This window comes from Dulcicalothrix desertica PCC 7102 (assembly GCF_003991905.1).
GTDB classification, from domain to species: Bacteria; Cyanobacteriota; Cyanobacteriia; order Cyanobacteriales; family Nostocaceae; genus Dulcicalothrix; species Dulcicalothrix desertica.
The window spans coordinates 517,983-537,217 of sequence record NZ_RSCL01000001.1 but is presented as its reverse complement, the minus strand read 5'-3'; the positions used below and the strand labels follow the sequence as shown (position 1 = coordinate 537,217).

Below are 19,235 nucleotides of genomic sequence, written 5' to 3'. Positions count from 1 at the left end.
AAATAATTAAATGGTTGATATATTTGCCACCGCAGAACAAGCGCTTATTACCCGACAAGTGTTACCAGCAGCATTTGGTGCCAACAAGGTGCGACCGAGTTACGATGGACTGGGTTTGGCAAATATTGCAGCACTACCGATACATTGGTTATGTCCAGAGGCGCCAACTTTAAGCGAACAACCTGCATTACCTCCATTCAATCCAAGTTTATTAGGAATTGATGCTGTAACTCAAGCTTGGGAAAACTGGCTCTTGCAGGCGCCTATTAATCATGTAGTGTTATTGGTGCTGGATGCTTTTGGTTATGACCAGTTACAAAGTTTAATTACAAATAATGTTGTACCTGGGTTTGCGAACGCTTGTAGCAGCGACAAAGCTTTTTTCATGCCAGCTACTACAGTATTTCCTAGCACAACTGTTACTGCTCTGACTTCTGCGGCAACTGCTTACGCAACTGCTCAACACGGTGTTACTTCCACAACTGCCTATTTACGAGAAATTGGCGCCTTGGTTAGTTTACTAGGTTGGCGCCCTTATACTGCTCCAACTTCGGCAAGTTATACAGATGAACAGATCAACCCAGATAAATTAGTCACAGTTCCCAATATTTACCTACGCATGGAGAAAGCTGGAATAGATGTAGGAATAGTTAATAACAAAGTATTTAAAAATACTAGTATTAGCCGCTATACAACTGTAGGTAGCGAAGCTGGCAAAGAAAAATATACTGGATACTTAACTTATGCTGATGGGTTTGCTCAGTTACGTGACCGCATATTAACCAGTTATGATAACGGTAAAAGCTTTACATATATGTATGTACCTAATATAGACAGTGCAGCGCATCGTTATGCACCATTAAGTCCTTACTATCAAGCACAAGTCGCGACTATTGATTTTGCGCTCAAACGAGAATTATTAGACCCTTTAACTGGTCGAGGTGATGTTGTTTTATTAGTAACTGCCGACCACGGTCAATGTCCTACAGACCCAGAAAAAGTACTTTGGCTGCACGAACACCCAGAACTAATTAAATTATTATGGACTCCAGCAGTTACTGGCGAAGGACGCGCGCGCTTTTTGCATGTAAAGAAAGGCGCCCTTGATGCTGTGAAAGCTTATATTTATTCGCATTTTGACGATAATTTCTTGCTTGTGTCGTCATCCGAAGCTATCGCATTAGGTTTATTTGGCTTACCGAATCAAGCTTTAAGTCCAGAATCTAATGACCGGATAGGAGATTTTATATTAGTACCGCGTCACGACTGGGTTTGTTATCAATCTTCAACTGGAGAAAAGTGGGCACCAAACGCTGGAGTTCACGGTGGGTTAAGTCGCGCGGAGATGCTCATTCCATTCTTAGCATATCGATTTTAAGCACCAAAAAAATATATAAATCCAGATACAAACCGTCACATCAAATCGTACAGCTTCAGATTTAACAATCCTGATTTGGCTGCTAAATTTGAATAATATGCCGCAGCCCAAATTATGGAGATACATTGGCATGATGCTCTTTAATCAAATCATCGGCGCCTTCGCATTCAAAAGTACTACAGTCTTTACCGCTGTTTTACTGTCTATTGGTGGCGCCAGCATTCAAAGCACTGCATTAGCAACTAAAACGCAAGACTCACATTTGGCACAACTGGCGCCTGCAACAGAACGCACCAACAGTACAAATACTCTAATAAATATTGGCATAATTATTTGGATATTGTTTCCAGTAGCAGCCGGAGTATCATTTTGGCTGCTGCGACGTGCAGCACTCCGAGAAATTGTCAATAGGGCTACAGATAAAGTTCAAGGGGTGACAGAATTGCAAAAACAGCTAGCCATTGTTGAACAGCAAGCCGAAAAAGCGATTCAAAGAAATCAGGTAATAGTACACGAATTAGAACAGGAAGCAGAAAAGCTACGCAACAGCATTAAATTAGAAAAACAAAATTTACCGTTAGTTACCTCTGAGCTTTCTCAATCAAAAGACCAGTTATTATTACAGCTAGAAACAGTAATTAAATCTGCTCAACAAAAAATAGATAATTTAGTAGATAATTTAGAAACACAATTCGAGACTCAACTTAATAACGAAAATTTAGGCGCCAAGCAAAAAACAGATGAGACTTTAAAAAATATTCTAAAATTAGAGTCTCAAATAGCATCTCATTTTTCTAGTTTGCAATTAGATGCTCAACAACAAAAGGACATGGCAGTTACCGATATAATTAAATATAAAGATGAAGCCAAAAATCTAGTTATAGGATTTCAATCCGATATACAGCAAGAAAAGAACTTAGCGACATCAGATATAGCTAAATCTAAAGATGAAATTAAATCTTTAATTTCCGGGTTACAATCTGAAGCTCAACAGCAACTTTTCCAAATTTCAGGAGAGTTACAATTACAATATGCTTCTCAACTACAAGCTTTACAAACAGATACTCAACAAGAGCGTGACAAAATAATTCAGCATTTAGAAAAAATGCAGTCAGAATTTGCTTCTTTACTTTCAGAATTGCAAGCAGACACTCAACGTCGCAAAGACTTAATACTGGAAAACATAGAAAAATCAGGCTCTGAATTTGCTGCTCAATTTTTAGAACTCCAGTTAAATACTCAGGAGCAACAATCTTTAATTTTAGAAAAAATGGAAAAATTAGAGTTGGAGTTTGTCTCTCAACTCTCAGAATTGCAAAATGATGCTCAACAAAAAAAAGAACTTATTTTAGAGAAACTAGTGAATGTTACCCCTATTGAAGAAACATTACACGATGAACCACAACAATTAAAAGCAGATGAATATATAAAAGAAGGTGAAGAACTTTTTGCTCAAAAACGTTATCAAGATGCAATTGCCTGCTACGATGATGCACTAGAGATTGAACCAGAAAATCCTGATGCTTGGTTTAACAGAGGTTTAGCTTTAGCAAAAATGAAACGATTTCCAGGGGCAATAAGTTGCTATGATAAAGCTATAGAATATAAACCAAACTACTATAAAGCTTGGTCAAATCGAGGTGTAGCTTTGGGTTATCTTAATCAGTACCAAGAAGCTTTTGAGTCATTTGTTCAATCTGTAAAAATTAAACCAGATGATGCGTCTGCTTGGCTAAATCGAGGATTGACATTACAAGAATTAGAAGAATATGAAGAAGCTATATCATCCTTTGATAAAGCTATCGAATTAAAACCAGAATTTGCCAAAGCTTGGAATAAGCGAGGTTACTCTCTTTTGAAACTGGAATTTAGTGAAGACGCAATTGATAGTTTTGACAAAGCACTGGAAATAAAACCTAATTACGCCGATGCTTATTATAATAAGGCAGTTTGTTATGCGTTGGAGAAAGAAGTAGAATTAGCTTTAGAAAATTTAGAACAAGCAATAAATCTTGACCCTAGTTACAAAGAAGAAGCAGAAAATGATACAAATTTTGATGATATTGCCCAGGATATCGAGTTTCAGAAATTGATTCAACTCTTGTAGCATAGGCGTCTCGCCTGTGCAGTCATATTGTTAAGAGGACGGGCAAGGATGCCCGTTCCACAAGAGTTTATTGTTCTACAAGAGTTTATTGTTCCACAAGAGGTTATTATGGATAAATTAGGATTTTATAGGTTTCTGGAGTAGGTTTAACTGCTTGTTCAACAGCTTGTGATAAATCTTGCAGTGGGAAACGGTCGCTAATTAATGCTTTTACATCAATACGACGATTGAATACAATATCTGCTGCTAAACTTTGGACTTTAAACGATGAACTGTAGCTGCCCATTAAATCTATTTCTCGACGGTAAAGGATATTGGGGTTGATGGGAATTTCTACTTCATCGGGGAATTCGGCGAAAAATAGTATTTTGCCTCCTTTGCGTGTACAGTCTAAAGCTTGGAAAAATGCTTTGTCACTAGGAACTGCTAGCAAAGTTACATCTACACCCATACCATTAGTTAGCGCGCGGATTTTTTCGGGTAAATTAGCATCGCGCGCGTCAAAAGCAGCTTCGGCGCCTACTTGTTTTGCTTTTTCTATCCGCGAAGGAATTAAATCTGTAGTAATAGCTTTGGCGCCAAAGTATTTGACTAACATTACAAACATTAACCCAATTGGCCCGGCGCCTGTTATTAATACAGTTTGCCCAGGTTGAATATTTGCCTTTTTCACAGCTTTAAGACAGCAGTTCGTCGGTTCAACAAAACTAGCTTCTTCAAAAGTAATATCATCGGGAATAGGAATTAAGCCCCCATTTTGAACAATATGCCCAGGTACTTTTACATACTCAGCAAAACCTCCACCACTCGGCGCAAACCCTGCTGTTGTCACAATATTTTTATACGTGTCGCACATAGAATAGTTTTCATTGAGACAATAATCGCAGCGCATACACGGAATATGATGCATAACTGCAACTCTTTGTCCAACCTGCCATTTTTTAACATCACTTCCCACTGCTGCAATAACACCTGCTGTCTCATGTCCAAAAACGCGCGGGGGTTCATATAAGGGGTAAAGAATTTTCTTAATATCTGATTGACATAACCCAACAACCCTTACCTGTACCAACACCTCATCTGGTTCGAGAGATGGAACAGGTATTTCCTCATAGGATAGATTTTTGACACCACGGAATACTTGTGCTTTCACGTTACTTTCTCACTTATGTTGTATGGTGGGCAGTGCCCACCTTACTATGTATCACAGAGAGTTAAGAAAGTGAGTCGAATCCTGATTACTACACTAGGCACCCTAGGAGACCTTCACCCTATGATTGCTGTTGCCTTGGAATTGCGGCAACGTGGTCACGATGTAGTATTTGTAACGCACGAAGTATATAAACCCAAACTCGAAGCATTAAAATTTGAGTTTCATCGAATGCGTCCTGACTTTACTGCCCTTAACGACCCACAAGAAATGGCGCGAATGATGGATTTAAAAACAGGGCAAGAATATATGGTACGGCAGTGGGTCAATCCAAATTTACGCGCGATGTATACAGACTTGCTTGAAGTTGCACAAGGAGCAGATTTTATATTTTCTGGTGAAGGTGTAACTGCAACTCCACTAGTCGCAGAAAAACTCAAAATGAGATGGGCATCAAGCGCAATGGTTCCCATGTCGTTTTTCTCAGCTTACGACCCACCTATTCTGGCGCCATTTCCTGCATTGGCAAACTTATACAAGCTTGGTCCAACTTTTAATAAAGGCATCATCAACTTTGCAAAGTGGGTAAGTAATTCTTGGGCAGACCCAGTTCGTCAACTTCGGCTTGAACTAGAATTATCTCCACTCAAGGGAAATCCTTATATAGATAGCAAATTCTCACCTTACCTTGTTGTAGCGCTGTTTTCCTCAGTGTTGGGACAACCTCAACCAGACTGGGCGCCAAACACCGTAGTTGCTGGGTTTACTTATTACGATGGAACACAAAGCGCAGAACTTCCAGAAGAAGTAGAGCGGTTTTTGAATGCAGGTGAGGCGCCAATAGTTTTCACTCTCGGTTCCGCAGCAGTAATGGACGCAGGCAACTTCTACCAAGAAAGCATCGAAGTAGCAAAGCTTATTAACCGTCGCGCTATCTTATTAATTGGTAAAAATTCTCCTCCACAAAACCTTTCAAATAATATTATTGCCGTCAACTACTTACCATACTCCCAAATTTTTCCTCACGCTTGTGCCATCGTCCATCAAGGTGGAATTGGAACAACTGCCCAAGCATTACGAGCAGGGCGCCCAACCTTGTTCTAATAACTTAATTAGATAAGGATGTGAGACGTTAACAAAATCCGCTGCTTGTTGAGTAGTGAATTTGCTATTTTGGGAAACAATATGTATTATCTGATCTGATTTGATTGCCTGTAATACTTTAAGTATAAGTTGATACTCCGATTGTGAAATAGATATTTCTTCGCCGTTACTGTCTATCAGTTTTGCCTTGAAATCTTCAATGCGGGAGCAATGCGAATCAACTTGTTTAATCGAACGAGTGTTGAGCTTGCTTATCTTATCTGACTCTAAGTGCATAGCTACAAATTTTTATGTGGTATATACAATATTACATTAACGCAATATCTGATAAAATAAGCTTTATCCCTTTTTAATGACGGAACGTTCGCTTCTAATCAACACCTTCTTAATCATAAAAACCCTCTTCTTGAAGAAATTTGCTAAATTCTTTCATCCCTTCCCGTCGTGTTTTATCTCTCTCTTCTTTATACTTGCTCAAATCTAATAAATTTACCCGTCGGTGAGAACCCACTTTAATGTAAGGAATTTGTCCTTGCTCCAATAATTTAATCAGGTAAGGTCGAGAGACATTTAAAAAATCTGCTGCTTCTTGCGTCGTCATCTCCTGCTGTTGAGGGACTATTGAGACGGTCTGCCCTAGCGCCATCGCATGTACAACTTGGTGCCACATTATAAGAACCGATTCTGGAATCACAACCTGTTCGCCATTATTATGTATCTTTGATTGTGAACCCGATCTAAGTACCTTTTCTAGCTGCTTAATTAATTTTATTTCTTCGTCTTGAGAAGTAGCTGATTGTATAGGCTCGTTTTCACTTAACATAGGCGCTTTTCAAAAGTTAATTTATAGTAAATCGCTTTCTAATATCATTGCTACAGCAAATATATTTACTGGTAAAAACCGGCTCTTCCGTACTTAGCGTGCTAAATTATTGAAAAATAAGCTTGAAATCTTTACTATGGTTTTATTCCAGCCATTTTTGACTACAACACTGCATTCTAACTAAAATGCACGACTATAAGCACCTGCAAGCCTTGATTTTAAAGGAAATTTACCGACTGCGGTTAAAATTTAGCACGCTAATTCCGGAAGAACCGGTTTATTTGCATTGATTTTGTTCTTTTTCCAATTAAGCTTGAAAAGATCACCCCTCTCATAATTTGAGTAAGCCCACTGTTCATTATCTAGAGGTGTTATATTTTTAGTCCACTTTAGATTTGTTAAATCCATAATCATTCAGGCGCCTATACATCAAAGTGATAACGTATAGCTCCAGTATGTGAGTCATTGCTCATTTCAGCGTAACCATCCTTTTGTGCTTGTTGCAAAAGCTTTTTAAGTTCTTCTGTCTCAAGCTCGGTACACATAGCAGCTTGAGCCAATGAAAGTTGACCACCATGTTCCTTTGCTGCTTTTAATAATTTTTGCATCGGAGTGGTTGTAGAGGGTTTTGAGGTTTGTAACTCTTGTAACTGCTTAAGTTGGGGAATGTCACCGATATTCAAGGTAACAGATTGATTGACACTTGGCGTTGTCCCACCATGTAGCCCTCTTAGATAGATATTACGCTTGTCAACCATGCCAGGAATTAAAGCTAAATCTATCAGTTGACCAAAACCAAATAATCCAAGGGTAAAAAAGTATATCACACCGCCTGCAAAATTTCCTGCGTAAAACCTTTGACCACCACAGATGCCGAAAAAGCATAAACACCAAATTAGGTATGCGACTCCCGAATTTAATTGCTGCATAGCTATATCCTCTATTAATAATCCAAATATGGTTATCTGTATGTATGGTTCCCATATTTAGATGTGCAGTTAACAATGGATTTGAAAGAATACTAAAATTTTTGTCTTATTTTTTATACTCTTGTGGAGTGGGCATCCTTGCCCGCCCTTTCGGATGTCAGTGCCACCAGCCAATAAAATGGTAATAGCAAGGTTATAAACTTAGATGAATTACTTGATATGTGGGGCTTTTTATGACACTACTTGAAAACTGGCGCCAAAACTTTCAGAGTACCAAGCAGTTAGTTAACGACAGGGTTAACTCGCTAAGTAATACTGCACAGCAATCTAAAAATCAAGCGGTTAATACAGTGACAAGTGGTATTGATAATATCAAAGATTCGCTACATAAAACTTTGCAGTCTGCTGAAAATATCCAGCAGTCAACATCAACGGCGATTCAAAATTCGATGAATTCTTCAGTTAATGATTGGTTGGTGCAACATCCTGCTGTTTACAAGTTGGTGCTGTTACTTGGGTGGGCAGCTAATCATCCAATTTGGAGTGTTATTCTTGGTTTATTATTTATCGCTTTTGCTTGGAGCATTATCCGCGCGCTTATTAGCTTGATTGAAACGGCGAGTTTATCTATATTAAAAACACCGCTACGATTAATTTGGTTGTTAATTAGTTATAGTGGGCAAAAATTAGGTAAGTATACAGCTTTTGGGTGGAATAAATTAACGATTAGCAATGCGGTTAAAGAGGCGCCTATCATTTATGTGAACGATACAACTACAGTAAATACAAAACCGGAAAGATTAGCAGAAATATCTGTACGGTTAGCCGAAATACAAAGCGAGCAAAACGCACTGTTAGCAGAGGCTGCGGAATTATTAAAATTAGATAAGAATCATGTTGAATTATATCAGCGTGTTGATGGAAATCACAATATCGTGTAACCCAAGAAACCGGGTTTCTTTTCGTTGATGTTGATGATTTTAATGCTTAGTGACAAAGAAACCCGGTTTCTGTATACTTTGTGTCTCTGCTGCTACTACAGATTTTACAGCAACATTAAACGATATCGCCTCAACAACCCGAAAACCTTACCTTAAAGGTAGATATCAAATATAGGTATCTCAGTATACTCTAGAGCCGGAGTAACAATATTAAAAACTAAACCCCAAAATTACTATGAGTATAGAGCATAAAATATCACCAGCATTTGACCCGTTTTTAGCTGGACTCGACGAAGATGACAAGCGTGATGCGATTGTAATCTACGAGGCGCCACAAACAGAAGGATTACCAAAACGCGGGCGCCTGCGTGAGATTCACAATAGATTAGAAAAGTCTCAACAGCGAGCTAGTATTCAAAAAGCGCTACAAGAAGAAATATTCGACCATTATCAAGAAGCAAGTCGCGACTTAGGATATAGTGATGACCCATTGGAAATTTCGCTAATCGGTTCAGGCACATTACCAGTAGCAACAGTCGAAGTTACCCACAAAACCTTAGAAGCACTTGCCGAACAACCTCATGTAGTAGCAGTTTTACCAAATCAAAGTATTCACCTAATTCAACCACGTCGGGTAGAATATGCGGACTTGGTAACTCAAGATAATAGTGAAAGCACAACATGGGGACTTAATAGTCTGGATATTCCTAAGCTATGGGAAACAAGCAAAGGTGAAAACGTAAATGTAGCGGTTCTAGATACTGGAGTATATGCAGCACATCCAGCACTGAACAACCGTGTTAAAGAGTTTGTGGTTATCGACCCTCTCGGACGACGCATTACCGCTTCACCTCCATTCGATAGCGGTCAGCATGGTACTCATGTTTGTGGAACTATTGCTGGTGGGAAAACCGATAAAGGTGTCTCCATTGGTGTGGCGCCTCATGCTAACCTATTAGTAGCAGGTGTACTAATTGGTAACACTACTTTACGAACTTTGCTCGAAGGTATTTCTTGGGCTATTGAAACAGGCGCCGATATTATTAATATGTCGCTTGGCATGAGCTACTACGAACCTTTATTTACCGAAGTTCTCGATATATTAATCAACCAATACGGCATTTTACCTGTTGTCGCAGTTGGGAATGAGAATCACGGCAATACTAGTTCACCAGGTAACTCATATAATGCCTTTTCGGTAGGCGCCATTGAAAAGTTATCTAATAATAAACATGACGTAGCGTTTTTTAGTAGTGGAGCTAGTTTAGTATTTCCCGACCAAGAAGATGCTGGTAGATTGGTTACAAAACCGGATGTTGTTGCACCAGGGACTCAGATATACTCATGTATACCACCTACTAGAACTCCCGAAGGAACTTACGCTTACAACTACATGGATGGAACATCAATGGCTACTCCTCACGTCGCTGGAGTTGCAGCTTTATTGATGGCAGCCAATCCAAGAGCATCTGTAATCGACATTATAAGGGTACTAAAGGAAACAGCTAAACATCCAGCAGGTGGTACTCGTCGTCCAGATAATCGCTGGGGATGGGGATTAATACAACCTCTGGAAGCAAACTCTGCTCTAAAGTAAGAGCCGCCAGGGGATTGCATCATCTATTATATGTATCAGCGTAACCCTTTTAATCACAAAATTAGCGTCGATTTTGCAAATCGCTTAAGTAATTTGCAACCGCAGCAGAAAGTTCGCGTCATTGTTTTTCTCCATATCGATAATGGGAAAAACTGTGGCGCCCGTCAATCTCCTGCGGAGCGCAAAGCTGCGATTGAATCAATACGCAACTCGGCTAAACTCGCATTTGAATATATTCTTAATATTATTAAAGATTTTGGTGGACACCCTCTTAGTGATAACCCAGGAGCATTAGGTCAAATTCCCATTGAAATTTCTGCTGCTGGTGTCAACGCACTTGCTGAGTCAGACATGGTAAAAGCCGTCCTAGAAGACCAAACTATAGTACCAAGTGATGGAACAGAAAGTAATAACCACTGGTAGGTTGGGTGTAGCGACGACAGCGAGCAACCCAACACATATTCATCACAACTATATATAACTATAACGCTATAAAACGATTTTAAGATATTTCTTCAAGAAGTTAGTCATTATTTCCTGACATGACCAGCGCGAAGAAGAAAACAAACTATTTTTACTGAAAGACACTATAAGGAGGCGCCAAGTTCCACTAAGGGACATCCAAATAAAAAATCTCCAGAATTTTCTTGTGGGGTGGGCATCCCCAACGGGCGGGGACGCCCATTCCACAATATGAAGAATTTAATTTTTGGAAGTCCCTAAGAGCAGTTCAAGAAATAAATTATTCTACAATGCCGTTAATTTTGGGAACTACTCAGGCGCCTGTACAGAGGCACCTAAAACCCGCAAAGATTGGAGTGTCGCCGAATTTAAACCAGAAACACCATTAATATTCATTCCTTCGTAGGGTTTAGGAATTGTTAAAGTTTTTATACATTTAAGGGCGTGAATATCCCAGAGTTTAATGGTTTCATCCTCGCCGCAGCTAAATAAAACATTTAATTTTGCACTATAACAAACCGACCAAATACGGTCTTGATGACCTGTTAATACTTTAAAGCATCCTGTTTGAGTATCCCATAATCTAATAGTGTGGTCATCACTAGCGCTAACAAGCATTTCTGGTATGTTTCTGGATGGAGGAATAAAAGTGAGCGCGCGAATTTCTCCAGTATGTCCCTCAAACAGTTTTAAACATGACCGACCATATCCAGTCTGTATGACGGCGCCAAGTTGAAAGACATTGCACTAATTACAAATCGCTTACCCAAGACAAAATATACCGACCACACCCAATCAGTATGTCCGCGCAATATTTTTAAACATTTTGCAGTTTGACTATCCCAAATTTTTACCGTATGGTCATTACCACAACTAGCTATTAGCTTGCCATCAGGACAAAAAGCCACACACCGAATCCAATCATCATGAGCTTGCCAGGTCATTGACAGGGATTTGAGTTGCGCGCGCCTTGTGCTGGTGTCATTGTTCTTTTTCCTTAAATATACAAATATACCGAAGCAGTACTCTCTTTGTGTCGATTATTTCGTCTAGGTCTTTGTTATATAAAAGGGCGCGCGCGTGTTAAAGCCAATCTTCAATTTGGAGTCCCGGAACTTGACTAAAATCCTTTTTATTTCGAGTTACTACAATTCCATTTATTGAAAGCGCGATTGCAGCAATCCTTAAATCTCGACTTCCGACCCGCAACTTTTGCTCTTTGAGCGAGCGGTAGTGTGTTCCTGCTAAAAGTGAAAATTCCAACACTTGAAACCGTTGAAAAAACACGATAGCTTCCTGCAAACGTTGGTATGCATTCACCAGTTGTTCAACCGTTTCTGCTCGACGTACTAGGTTAAATCGTCCTCGAACCTGCTCTTCTAAAGTTACAATTGTCGTTGTAACTTGCTCTCTTGGTAGCCGAGCCACCCGCTCAACCAATTGACGTTGACCATGCTGAAATAGAGTTAAACAATCTGTATCAAATATCCACAAGCTCACACAATGTCCTCACAACTTAAATCTAACTCCCTTTGAGCCTGCATTTCAGCTACAAACTCATCAAACTGCGGATCAGAAGCCCACATACCAGCAAATTCCATCCAAGGATGCACCTCTTGTTGTGGAGAGTCCACCGTTAAGGCAATCAACTCACCCCGCGACTGTTTACCTATTAGATACTGTCGCAACGTTTGAATAGCCTCATCCCGTGTTGTTCCGACCCCCTTGGCATCAGCCCAACCAACTACGCTTGCGACCCAATGATTTTCCTGGTCAACTTCAATTAATACTGGGTAACTAGGTGGCAACGAATGATCTGACGACAAAGCCTGCATAATATTATTCCTTTCTACATACTTTGCTTCATTGTAACCTTTGTTTATAATTAAGTTTTTTGTGTTCATTGTTTTTTAGGTATTAATAAGCTACTTCAGTTTTGTCAAAATTCTGTCAGTCAAGGAAGTTGCTCTTAAGTAACTTCTATTTGTTACTAAGTGGCTTATATTTGTTATTGAGCTTATCTCTTAGTACCGTCTTAAAGACAACTTAAACATGCACAAATTTCAGCTTTTCGTTGTTTGAATAACGTCATTATTTACTTCAATAGTTAATTTTTCATTTCCAAATCGTGTTTCAAACTCTTTATAAGGCAACCATTCAAGAATTTCACCCGGTTGTATTTGATAAGTATTACAAATCTTTCTTAAAACATCGGGTGATGGTAATTGTGCTGGGTTGTTACATAAGTCGTATGCTGTACGTTGTGCAACACCCGTATCTTTCATAAATTTATATTTACTAATATTTTTTGAATTTATAAATTCTTGAATTTTGTTGACTACAGTCACACTCCTTACTCCTTAATGGAGAACTACATTATCAATCATATCTAAATAATATGTACATAGCCGCTATATTGTCAACTAGTTAGATATAGCGGCTGTTTATATATAGTGGCTTTATGCATAAGTAGTTGATATTACTAACTAGATAAATATAATAATAAGTGATATAAGAAGCCAGAGCCTAAAAATTTGTGAAACGATTTGGTGATAACTGGTTAATAACTTCATCTTCTTGTCCCGATACCCAATTAGCAAATCTATAAGCAAGTGGGGGTATATATACAAGTGGGTTACTAAAACCTGAGAATATATATATATTGTCGTGTTCTGGAACGGCGCCAACCAAAGGCAAACTATCTTTACTAAAAGCGACTAAACAATGGCGCCAAGTTGCGGGTACAGAAGACAAGCAAGGTAATACCCGACTTATACTATTACGTAACCACTTTTCACTCTCTACTGCATCAACTTTTGCATCTGGATCTGTTAGCGTTCGACTAATTTGACCAATACGCAAACTACCATCTAAAAATTGCACTACACCTGTATCTAATATTGCAGCCTCCGGTTCATTACCAGGATGGCGCCAAATTTCATCATCTTTACCAGATGACGCTTCAAAACCAAAGCGTTGTAATACTGCTGGCATTACTAATGTGCTAAGTTTGACATCGACTGGCGCCGTTTCCAGAATTTCTGCATGGGTAAAATATTGTTGTACGAAAATACCAGACTTATCAAGTAACTGCCTAGAAATACCTCCAGCACAAATAGCAAGGTTTTTATACTCTACCCCCAAAAATTGAATATCAATAACTTTGGTAATTTGGATTTTTCCACCCAAGTTTAGAAAAGCTTGGATATAAGCTTGTGCTGTGTTCTCTGGTTGAATATGACCGTGTTTTACTGTTAAGGCGCCGCTCAGAGCATTTTTATTTAATAATGGTTCTAATTCACATGCAGCTTCGACAGAAAGTAACTGTGGTACTGTTTGAAAGCGAGAATAAGATTTAGCAACTGTGTTGGGGTCTGAGTCAACGTCAATAGTTAAAAGTAAATCTATTTCGCGATACTCGATATCACTACCCAACTCATGCACCAACTCAGAATACCGTTGTTTGCCTTCGTCGCAAAGTTGACGTGTTAATAAATTAGTACCAGACCAAAACGCTAAACCACCATAACTGTAACGGGTAGCATTGTCAGGTACTGCGTTTTGTTCTAATAAAAGAACCGAAAAGCCTTTTTTGACAAGTTCATACGCAAGTGCTGCACCCGTAAACCCGGCGCCAATTACTACCCAATCATAAGTCATGCTTGTAGAGGCAAGTAAAGCTAAAATGTTATAAACTAATTATAATAACATTTCTCTATAATAAAAATTATAATGTCATCAAATCAGCCTAAAAAGTATGATGTTGTTTTAGGGAATCAAAGTAGAGCTTCCGCATCTGGTGTGGTTTTAGGAGGATTAGAAGGAGTTAAACAACGATTATCAACAGAGGTTGTTGAGCATAAAATTGCAGCCTTACCATCTGCTTTAAACTATGGCGAAGAAGGTTTAACGCTTGTAATCGAAGCATTAAATGACCCAGAAGACCAAGTAAAAGAATTCGCTCATAATTTATTAAAGAATAGAAATGAATTAAGAGTTAAAGTAGCATTGCGCGAGTATATTAAACGTTGGTATTCAATTCGTTACGACGGATTATATAAAACGAATACTATTTATGATGAGAGAAGAAAATTAGAGTACTGTAAATATTTAAGGTTTTATCCAGATGGAACACTGTTGACTAAATCTACAAATGGTAGTGTCGAACAAGTCGCAAAATTGTTGTGTAAAGACAACTTTATTCAAATTGACACTTACAAAGTTTTCAACAAAGACATAAAAATATCTACTGAGAAGTTTTATTGTGCTACAGATTGTTGGGGAAAAATCCATATGCACGGCAATACAATTTCCCTTAATCGCTATGACCATTATATTACTAATCGCCGTAGTAGTAAAGATGATTTTGCTGACGCATACGAGGAATATCATTTTATTAAATCATGAGATGTAGAGACGTGACATGTCACGTCTTTACAATGGTTTTATTTATTTCGTAAAACACCAACAGCAATAGTCGCAACAATAAAAATTAATGGAACCAACATCGAATTTTCTGGAACTTTGACTTGTGATTTGGTTTGTCGAAGTGCAATTAAGGTTACATTTGTTTTATTTTTAAACGAACGTTGTAATTTTCCTTGAATTATTGCGCTTGCTGTCTCTTGATTGGCGCCAAACATTGTTTGTTTATTCTCGTTTGTAAATGAGACACCTTGACTGTGCTGATAGTTAAGAAAATCGTATCCAAAAGTATTTAAACTGGCGTTGAGTGTAAAATAATCAAGAGGTTGATATTTTAAATAATCTTGAACATTAACTTGTGGAATATTTACCGTATCAAATAAATAGAATGATATATCGCTTTTAGCGTTAGCTCTTTCACTCAATGGGTCGTCTATTTCTGTTTCAAGATTAAGAGCTGCAATAAAGTCAAACGAGAATAATTGACCTGCATCAACGTCAAAGTTTCCAAGAACGCGCGCTTGTGCTTCTGCGGTTCCTTCATAATCTCGATTTTCACCAAAAGCAAGGCTAAATGCTGAAGAGTTAATTTGTAATGGTGATGCTGTTGAGTTATTTAATGCTTTATTTTCGGCGCCAAATATACCTCCATTTGTCTCACCTGATATATTGGCTTGGTTCACAAGTTCGATTATTCCAAAATTACTAAAATTATTTAGTTCAATTTCAGCTTCCGAAAACGCAAAGGTTGCTGCATATGTTGGTATAGCTGTTAATACTGAGGTGAATATAAATGATGGTACGCCTAATATCCACTGGCGCCTTCTTTGTAAAGTTAATTTAAAATTTAGCATTGCTTATATAAATCACTATTATTAAGCAATACTACTGATTAAGATAGCTTGATTTCGGAAAAATCAATACGTAGATTGCAAGCGTGTTAAAAGATACTCTTTTGCTGAAATTGGCGGATACATTGGTGATTCATTTATACAACTTGGTAAGCAGGTTATTTGAGTGTCATCATTAGGATGACAGAAAAACGCGATTGAGTAACGTGACTGGTTGGTATTTTCTGGAATTACTACGCGGTGTTTGGTTGAGCAAAATTTGTTATTCGTCCAGCGTTGCATTAAGTCACCCGTGTTGACTACTACTGTACCAGGTATGGCAGGCGCCTTTATCCAGTCACCAGATGCGGTCTGAATTTCCAAACCACTTATTTCATCATGTTGAAACAATAGTGTAATACTGCCGTAGTCGGAGTGTTCCCCAGCACGCGTTTGTTCTGGTAATAATGGAGTTTGTATTGGTGGATAGTGTAGCAGTCTTAAAGTATGATGATTTTGGTTGTGGTTGTTGGCAAAAAAGTCTACTGGTAATTCTAGCGCGCGGGCAAATGCTTCTAATATTTGGTTTGCCAAGTTTGTACATGCTTGGAAAAATTCTACAATATAAGGTTGTTGTGTTTGAGTGGTGATATTAAATGCTTCTTTTAAATCACCTGGTTTATTTGGGTTGAGTCGTTCGCGTTCTATACCGACATAACCTTGATTACTAAATTCATCACTCCATGCTGATTTTTGCTTAATTTCTAAGGGTTGGTTAAAGAAGTGTTTACTGGTGTTGAATACTTGTTCAATTAAGTCTTGGGATATGTCAAAGTTTTTTAAATACATAAATCCGACTTCGGTGCAAGCTTGGTAAATTTGTTTTATGGTTTCGTCATCGCTTGCAAAGTTGGAAAAGTCTATAATTGGTATTTGTAACATGTTTTATATTTTAATTAACGAACCGCAAAGGACGCTTCATAGCGCAAAGGAAGAGTTAGAGATGTTAAAGATTATTTTAGCGGATATGGAGGAAGATATAGATGATATTCGTGAGTTGTTTTATGGTAATTTATGTGAAGTTAAGCCGATTTTTGAACGTGAGTTAAATGTTAGTTTTGATGTTGATAAATTTTTAGGAAATGATATTGCAAAGCTTTCTCAGTTTGCGGCGCCTTCATGTGGTTTATTTCTTGCTAAAGTTAATGGTCAGAATGCAGGTTGTGCAGGGTTTAGACGAAATAATCAAAGTACTGCCGAAGTTAAAAGGATGTACGTGAAGCCCGAATATCGTAAACAAGGAATTGGACGCGCTTTACTGGAAGCAGTAATTAGTGAAGCAACCAAACTAGGTTATATAAAAATTCGTTTAGACACAGTTTTTTTTGCTAAAGAAGCACAAAATTTATACCGGTCGTTTGGGTTTCAAGAAATTGCACCATATCCAGAAAGCGATATTCCCTCAAATCTACACTCCAAATGGATTTTTATGGAACTGGGCAACACATAAAGGACTTCCAAATAAAAAAATCTCCACTCATCTCTTGTGGGATGGGCGTCCTCGCCCGTCCTAATATTTAGAGGGCAATATTAGAGGGCAATATTAGAGGGCAATATTAGAGGGCAATATTAGAGGGCGGGCAGGGATGCCCGCTCCACAAGATAAGCCCCAAACCACATCCGTTACATCCGTTGCATCCGTTGCCACTATGCGCTGGTTAGAAATTCCATAACGTCTCCTTCTTGAACAACATATTCTTTTCCTTCTTTACGTAACAAACCCTTCTCTCTGGCGCCACTTATAGAACCAGTACTTACTAAGTCATTGTAAGCAACGGTTTCTGCGCGGATAAAACAGCGCTCAAAATCTGAGTGAATAACACCTGCTGCTTGTGGCGCCTTCATTCCTGCTTTAATAGTCCAAGCGCGCGATTCTTTTTCTCCTGTGGTAAAATAAGTTCGCAAACCTAACAGCGCGTAGGTTGCACGAATTAAAGATTTTAATCCACCTTCTTCAACACCTAGAGAAGCTAAAAAATCGGCTCTTTCTTCGGCTGGTAACTCAATTAACTCTGACTCTACTTGGGCAGAAACAACTACAACTTGCGCTTTTTCTTCTCCTGCGATTGCGCGCACTTGCTCTACATACTTGTTACCACTTGCCAAGTCATCTTCCGATACATTTGCTGCAAAAATTATCGGTTTGGAAGTTAGTAACCCTAAAAACTTGATTGTTTCCTGTTCTTCGTCGGTTAAATCAATCTGACGAACAGATTTACCCTCGTTTAACTGTGCTGCGACTTTCTCTAATACTACCAACTCAGCTTGTGCCTCTTTAGAAGCACGTGCTTGTTTCTTTGTACGTTCGATACGCTTGTCAACTTGCCCTAAGTCAGCTAAGGCAAGTTCTAAATTAATAGTTTCTATATCCCGTACTGGGTCAACCGAACCAGAAACGTGAATAATATCATCATCATCGAAGCAGCGCACCATGTGAACGATAGCATCTACCTCACGGATGTTCGACAAGAAAGCATTACCCATTCCCTCACCCTTACTCGCACCCTTAATCAAACCAGCAATATCGACAAACTCAACCTGTGCTGGAACAATTTGCTTCGATGAGGAAAGTTTTGACAAAACGTTTAACCGTTCGTCAGGAACCGAAACAATACCGACGTTTGGGTCTTTGGTACAAAAAGGGAAGTTAGCAGCTTCAGCTTTGGCATTTTCGACCAAAGCGTTGAATAAAGTTGATTTTCCTACGTTGGGCAGTCCAACAATCCCAGCTCTGAGCATATAAATAGTTTTACAAGCGTCTCTTACTGTTGCAAGGATATCAAATGTAACGCACTAGTGGAGAACGAAGAACCGTAAAGAAACCGGGTTTCTACGCAAAATCTTTGTTTCTATTAAAATCTATCGATAAAGAAACCCGGTTTCTAATATTTTTTCTGTATCTATTATACCAATAACGCGCGTTAATTATTTTCATCAAAAATTAATTTCACGTTTCTACAAATTTTAGATAAAGTATATTTATCCCAAGACAATAACGTCTTACTAACACATCGGGTAATTATGGGGAAACCAATCCTTTATAAATCTGTTCGCATTTTGTTCTCAATATTCACCCTGCCAGTTATAGCACTCTCTTCACAAGCTGTACTAGCAGAAGCATGTAATATCCAGCTTCACAACAGCAGTAGCTTTAAAATTCGTGAAGTCAAGATGTCACATGTCGATAAAGACAATTGGGGAGAAAATCTTGTTGATAATCTTGAAGATAAAGTTGTTTGGCAAGATCAATCAGTTAACCTACAATTTGACCGTGACCGCGATGAGTGTTTATATGATATGAAAATTATCAACGAACACAACCAAGAAGAAAAACTTCACGGTGTCAACTTATGCGAAAACTCTGATTTTGAAATCTCAGATGAGTAAATAAAATATTCACTGTTATATAACTCTTCTCTTGTGGAACGG

General features: G+C 38.5%; 22 protein-coding genes. 9 read left to right on the top strand and 13 right to left on the bottom strand.

The features are described 5' to 3' along the window. Positions 1-10: 10 nt before the first annotated feature. Both DSM106972_RS02380 and DSM106972_RS02375 read left to right on the top strand, forming a co-directional pair. Positions 11-1,378, top strand: a complete 1,368-nt coding sequence (locus DSM106972_RS02380; protein ID WP_127078457.1) for an alkaline phosphatase family protein — start codon at positions 11-13, stop codon at positions 1,376-1,378. Positions 1,379-1,475: 97 nt separating this feature from the next. Then, positions 1,476-3,485 carry a tetratricopeptide repeat protein gene (locus DSM106972_RS02375; RefSeq protein WP_233787784.1) on the top strand — a complete coding sequence of 670 codons (2,010 nt, stop codon included), beginning with the start codon at positions 1,476-1,478 and terminating at the stop codon, positions 3,483-3,485. Between the two features lie 106 nt (positions 3,486-3,591). Here DSM106972_RS02375 and DSM106972_RS02370 read toward each other — a convergent pair whose 3' ends face one another. Continuing rightward, complete coding sequence (locus DSM106972_RS02370; RefSeq protein WP_127078455.1) at positions 3,592-4,638, bottom strand: zinc-dependent dehydrogenase; 1,047 nt, start codon at positions 4,636-4,638, stop codon at positions 3,592-3,594. 69 nt (positions 4,639-4,707) lie between these two features. Between DSM106972_RS02370 and DSM106972_RS02365 the strand changes: the two genes are divergently transcribed. Next, positions 4,708-5,739 (top strand): glycosyltransferase, encoded by a 1,032-nt coding sequence (locus DSM106972_RS02365; protein WP_233787785.1) that lies wholly within the window; start codon positions 4,708-4,710, stop codon positions 5,737-5,739. Here DSM106972_RS02365 and DSM106972_RS02360 read toward each other — a convergent pair. From DSM106972_RS02360 to DSM106972_RS02350, 3 genes are all read right to left on the bottom strand, one after another. Further along, positions 5,710-6,015: a hypothetical protein gene (locus tag DSM106972_RS02360; protein ID WP_127078453.1), complete on the bottom strand. Its 306-nt coding sequence runs from the start codon at positions 6,013-6,015 to the stop codon at positions 5,710-5,712. The two genes, DSM106972_RS02365 and DSM106972_RS02360, sit on opposite strands and share 30 nt — an antisense overlap. Positions 6,016-6,124: 109 nt before the next feature. Next, on the bottom strand, positions 6,125-6,562 hold the full coding sequence (locus DSM106972_RS02355; protein WP_127078451.1) for a helix-turn-helix domain-containing protein: 438 nt from the start codon (positions 6,560-6,562) through the stop codon (positions 6,125-6,127). A 422-nt stretch (positions 6,563-6,984) separates the two neighbouring features. Then, positions 6,985-7,491: an NINE protein gene (locus tag DSM106972_RS02350; protein WP_127078449.1), complete on the bottom strand. Its 507-nt coding sequence runs from the start codon at positions 7,489-7,491 to the stop codon at positions 6,985-6,987. 233 nt (positions 7,492-7,724) lie between these two features. On the opposite strand from DSM106972_RS02350, the gene DSM106972_RS02345 reads away from it, so the two are divergent. From DSM106972_RS02345 to DSM106972_RS02335, 3 genes are all read left to right on the top strand, one after another. Beyond that, positions 7,725-8,432, top strand: a complete 708-nt coding sequence (locus tag DSM106972_RS02345) for a hypothetical protein (protein WP_127078447.1) — start codon at positions 7,725-7,727, stop codon at positions 8,430-8,432. Between the two features lie 235 nt (positions 8,433-8,667). Beyond that, positions 8,668-10,029 carry a S8 family serine peptidase gene (locus DSM106972_RS02340; RefSeq protein WP_127078445.1) on the top strand — a complete coding sequence of 454 codons (1,362 nt, stop codon included), beginning with the start codon at positions 8,668-8,670 and terminating at the stop codon, positions 10,027-10,029. Positions 10,030-10,059: 30 nt separating this feature from the next. Then, entirely contained in the window at positions 10,060-10,452 is a 393-nt protein-coding gene (locus tag DSM106972_RS02335) for a hypothetical protein (RefSeq protein ID WP_127078443.1), read from the top strand. A 348-nt stretch (positions 10,453-10,800) separates the two neighbouring features. Here the strand turns inward: DSM106972_RS02335 and DSM106972_RS02330 are convergent, their stop codons facing one another. From DSM106972_RS02330 to DSM106972_RS02305, 6 genes are all read right to left on the bottom strand, one after another. After that, on the bottom strand, positions 10,801-11,109 hold the full coding sequence (locus DSM106972_RS02330) for a WD40 repeat domain-containing protein (protein WP_127079115.1): 309 nt from the start codon (positions 11,107-11,109) through the stop codon (positions 10,801-10,803). A gap of 71 nt (positions 11,110-11,180) precedes the next feature. Beyond that, positions 11,181-11,435, bottom strand: a complete 255-nt coding sequence (locus tag DSM106972_RS02325; protein ID WP_127078441.1) for a WD40 repeat domain-containing protein — start codon at positions 11,433-11,435, stop codon at positions 11,181-11,183. A gap of 139 nt (positions 11,436-11,574) precedes the next feature. Further along, positions 11,575-11,991, bottom strand: a complete 417-nt coding sequence (locus DSM106972_RS02320; RefSeq protein ID WP_127078439.1) for a type II toxin-antitoxin system VapC family toxin — start codon at positions 11,989-11,991, stop codon at positions 11,575-11,577. Further along, positions 11,988-12,395 (bottom strand): type II toxin-antitoxin system HicB family antitoxin, encoded by a 408-nt coding sequence (locus DSM106972_RS02315; RefSeq protein ID WP_127078437.1) that lies wholly within the window; start codon positions 12,393-12,395, stop codon positions 11,988-11,990. The genes DSM106972_RS02320 and DSM106972_RS02315 overlap by 4 nt, the downstream gene beginning before the upstream one ends. Positions 12,396-12,554: 159 nt before the next feature. Continuing rightward, on the bottom strand, positions 12,555-12,839 hold the full coding sequence (locus DSM106972_RS02310; protein ID WP_127078435.1) for a helix-turn-helix domain-containing protein: 285 nt from the start codon (positions 12,837-12,839) through the stop codon (positions 12,555-12,557). 178 nt (positions 12,840-13,017) lie between these two features. Then, positions 13,018-14,151, bottom strand: a complete 1,134-nt coding sequence (locus tag DSM106972_RS02305; RefSeq protein WP_127078433.1) for an NAD(P)/FAD-dependent oxidoreductase — start codon at positions 14,149-14,151, stop codon at positions 13,018-13,020. Positions 14,152-14,223: 72 nt separating this feature from the next. Here DSM106972_RS02305 and DSM106972_RS02300 point away from each other — a divergent pair, with 72 nt between their 5' ends. Continuing rightward, positions 14,224-14,898, top strand: a complete 675-nt coding sequence (locus DSM106972_RS02300; RefSeq protein WP_127078431.1) for a hypothetical protein — start codon at positions 14,224-14,226, stop codon at positions 14,896-14,898. A gap of 38 nt (positions 14,899-14,936) precedes the next feature. Here DSM106972_RS02300 and DSM106972_RS02295 read toward each other — a convergent pair whose 3' ends face one another. Both DSM106972_RS02295 and DSM106972_RS02290 read right to left on the bottom strand, forming a co-directional pair. Beyond that, entirely contained in the window at positions 14,937-15,770 is an 834-nt protein-coding gene (locus DSM106972_RS02295) for a hypothetical protein (protein ID WP_127078429.1), read from the bottom strand. 63 nt (positions 15,771-15,833) lie between these two features. Then, positions 15,834-16,688: an isopenicillin N synthase family dioxygenase gene (locus DSM106972_RS02290; protein ID WP_127078427.1), complete on the bottom strand. Its 855-nt coding sequence runs from the start codon at positions 16,686-16,688 to the stop codon at positions 15,834-15,836. Here DSM106972_RS02290 and DSM106972_RS02285 point away from each other — a divergent pair. Continuing rightward, positions 16,687-17,256 (top strand): GNAT family N-acetyltransferase, encoded by a 570-nt coding sequence (locus tag DSM106972_RS02285; protein ID WP_158632751.1) that lies wholly within the window; start codon positions 16,687-16,689, stop codon positions 17,254-17,256. The two genes, DSM106972_RS02290 and DSM106972_RS02285, sit on opposite strands and share 2 nt — an antisense overlap. Before the next feature lie 197 nt (positions 17,257-17,453). On the opposite strand, the gene ychF is transcribed toward DSM106972_RS02285, so the two are convergent. Then, a complete protein-coding gene (ychF, locus tag DSM106972_RS02280) occupies positions 17,454-18,545 on the bottom strand; it encodes a redox-regulated ATPase YchF (protein WP_127078423.1) in 1,092 nt (363 codons plus the stop codon). A gap of 282 nt (positions 18,546-18,827) precedes the next feature. Between ychF and DSM106972_RS02275 the strand changes: the two genes are divergently transcribed. Continuing rightward, positions 18,828-19,193, top strand: a complete 366-nt coding sequence (locus DSM106972_RS02275) for a hypothetical protein (protein WP_127078421.1) — start codon at positions 18,828-18,830, stop codon at positions 19,191-19,193. The last annotated feature ends 42 nt before the right edge of the window (positions 19,194-19,235 follow it).

Excerpts from the sequence above, each read along its gene's own strand:
- DSM106972_RS02380 (WP_127078457.1), top strand. The coding sequence starts at position 11 with ATGGTTGATATATTTGCCACCGCAGAACAAGCGCTTATTACCCGACAA.
- DSM106972_RS02375 (WP_233787784.1), top strand. The coding sequence starts at position 1,476 with ATGCCGCAGCCCAAATTATGGAGATACATTGGCATGATGCTCTTTAAT.
- DSM106972_RS02360 (WP_127078453.1), bottom strand. The coding sequence starts at position 6,015 with ATGCACTTAGAGTCAGATAAGATAAGCAAGCTCAACACTCGTTCGATT.
- DSM106972_RS02355 (WP_127078451.1), bottom strand. The coding sequence starts at position 6,562 with ATGTTAAGTGAAAACGAGCCTATACAATCAGCTACTTCTCAAGACGAA.
- DSM106972_RS02350 (WP_127078449.1), bottom strand. The coding sequence starts at position 7,491 with ATGCAGCAATTAAATTCGGGAGTCGCATACCTAATTTGGTGTTTATGC.
- DSM106972_RS02345 (WP_127078447.1), top strand. The coding sequence starts at position 7,725 with ATGACACTACTTGAAAACTGGCGCCAAAACTTTCAGAGTACCAAGCAG.
- DSM106972_RS02340 (WP_127078445.1), top strand. The coding sequence starts at position 8,668 with ATGAGTATAGAGCATAAAATATCACCAGCATTTGACCCGTTTTTAGCT.
- DSM106972_RS02335 (WP_127078443.1), top strand. The coding sequence starts at position 10,060 with ATGTATCAGCGTAACCCTTTTAATCACAAAATTAGCGTCGATTTTGCA.
- DSM106972_RS02330 (WP_127079115.1), bottom strand. The coding sequence starts at position 11,109 with ATGCTTGTTAGCGCTAGTGATGACCACACTATTAGATTATGGGATACT.
- DSM106972_RS02325 (WP_127078441.1), bottom strand. The coding sequence starts at position 11,435 with ATGACCTGGCAAGCTCATGATGATTGGATTCGGTGTGTGGCTTTTTGT.
- DSM106972_RS02315 (WP_127078437.1), bottom strand. The coding sequence starts at position 12,395 with ATGAACACAAAAAACTTAATTATAAACAAAGGTTACAATGAAGCAAAG.
- DSM106972_RS02305 (WP_127078433.1), bottom strand. The coding sequence starts at position 14,151 with ATGACTTATGATTGGGTAGTAATTGGCGCCGGGTTTACGGGTGCAGCA.
- DSM106972_RS02300 (WP_127078431.1), top strand. The coding sequence starts at position 14,224 with ATGTCATCAAATCAGCCTAAAAAGTATGATGTTGTTTTAGGGAATCAA.
- DSM106972_RS02295 (WP_127078429.1), bottom strand. The coding sequence starts at position 15,770 with ATGCTAAATTTTAAATTAACTTTACAAAGAAGGCGCCAGTGGATATTA.
- DSM106972_RS02285 (WP_158632751.1), top strand. The coding sequence starts at position 16,687 with ATGTTTTATATTTTAATTAACGAACCGCAAAGGACGCTTCATAGCGCA.
- DSM106972_RS02290 (WP_127078427.1), bottom strand. The coding sequence starts at position 16,688 with ATGTTACAAATACCAATTATAGACTTTTCCAACTTTGCAAGCGATGAC.
- ychF (WP_127078423.1), bottom strand. The coding sequence starts at position 18,545 with ATGCTCAGAGCTGGGATTGTTGGACTGCCCAACGTAGGAAAATCAACT.
- DSM106972_RS02275 (WP_127078421.1), top strand. The coding sequence starts at position 18,828 with ATGGGGAAACCAATCCTTTATAAATCTGTTCGCATTTTGTTCTCAATA.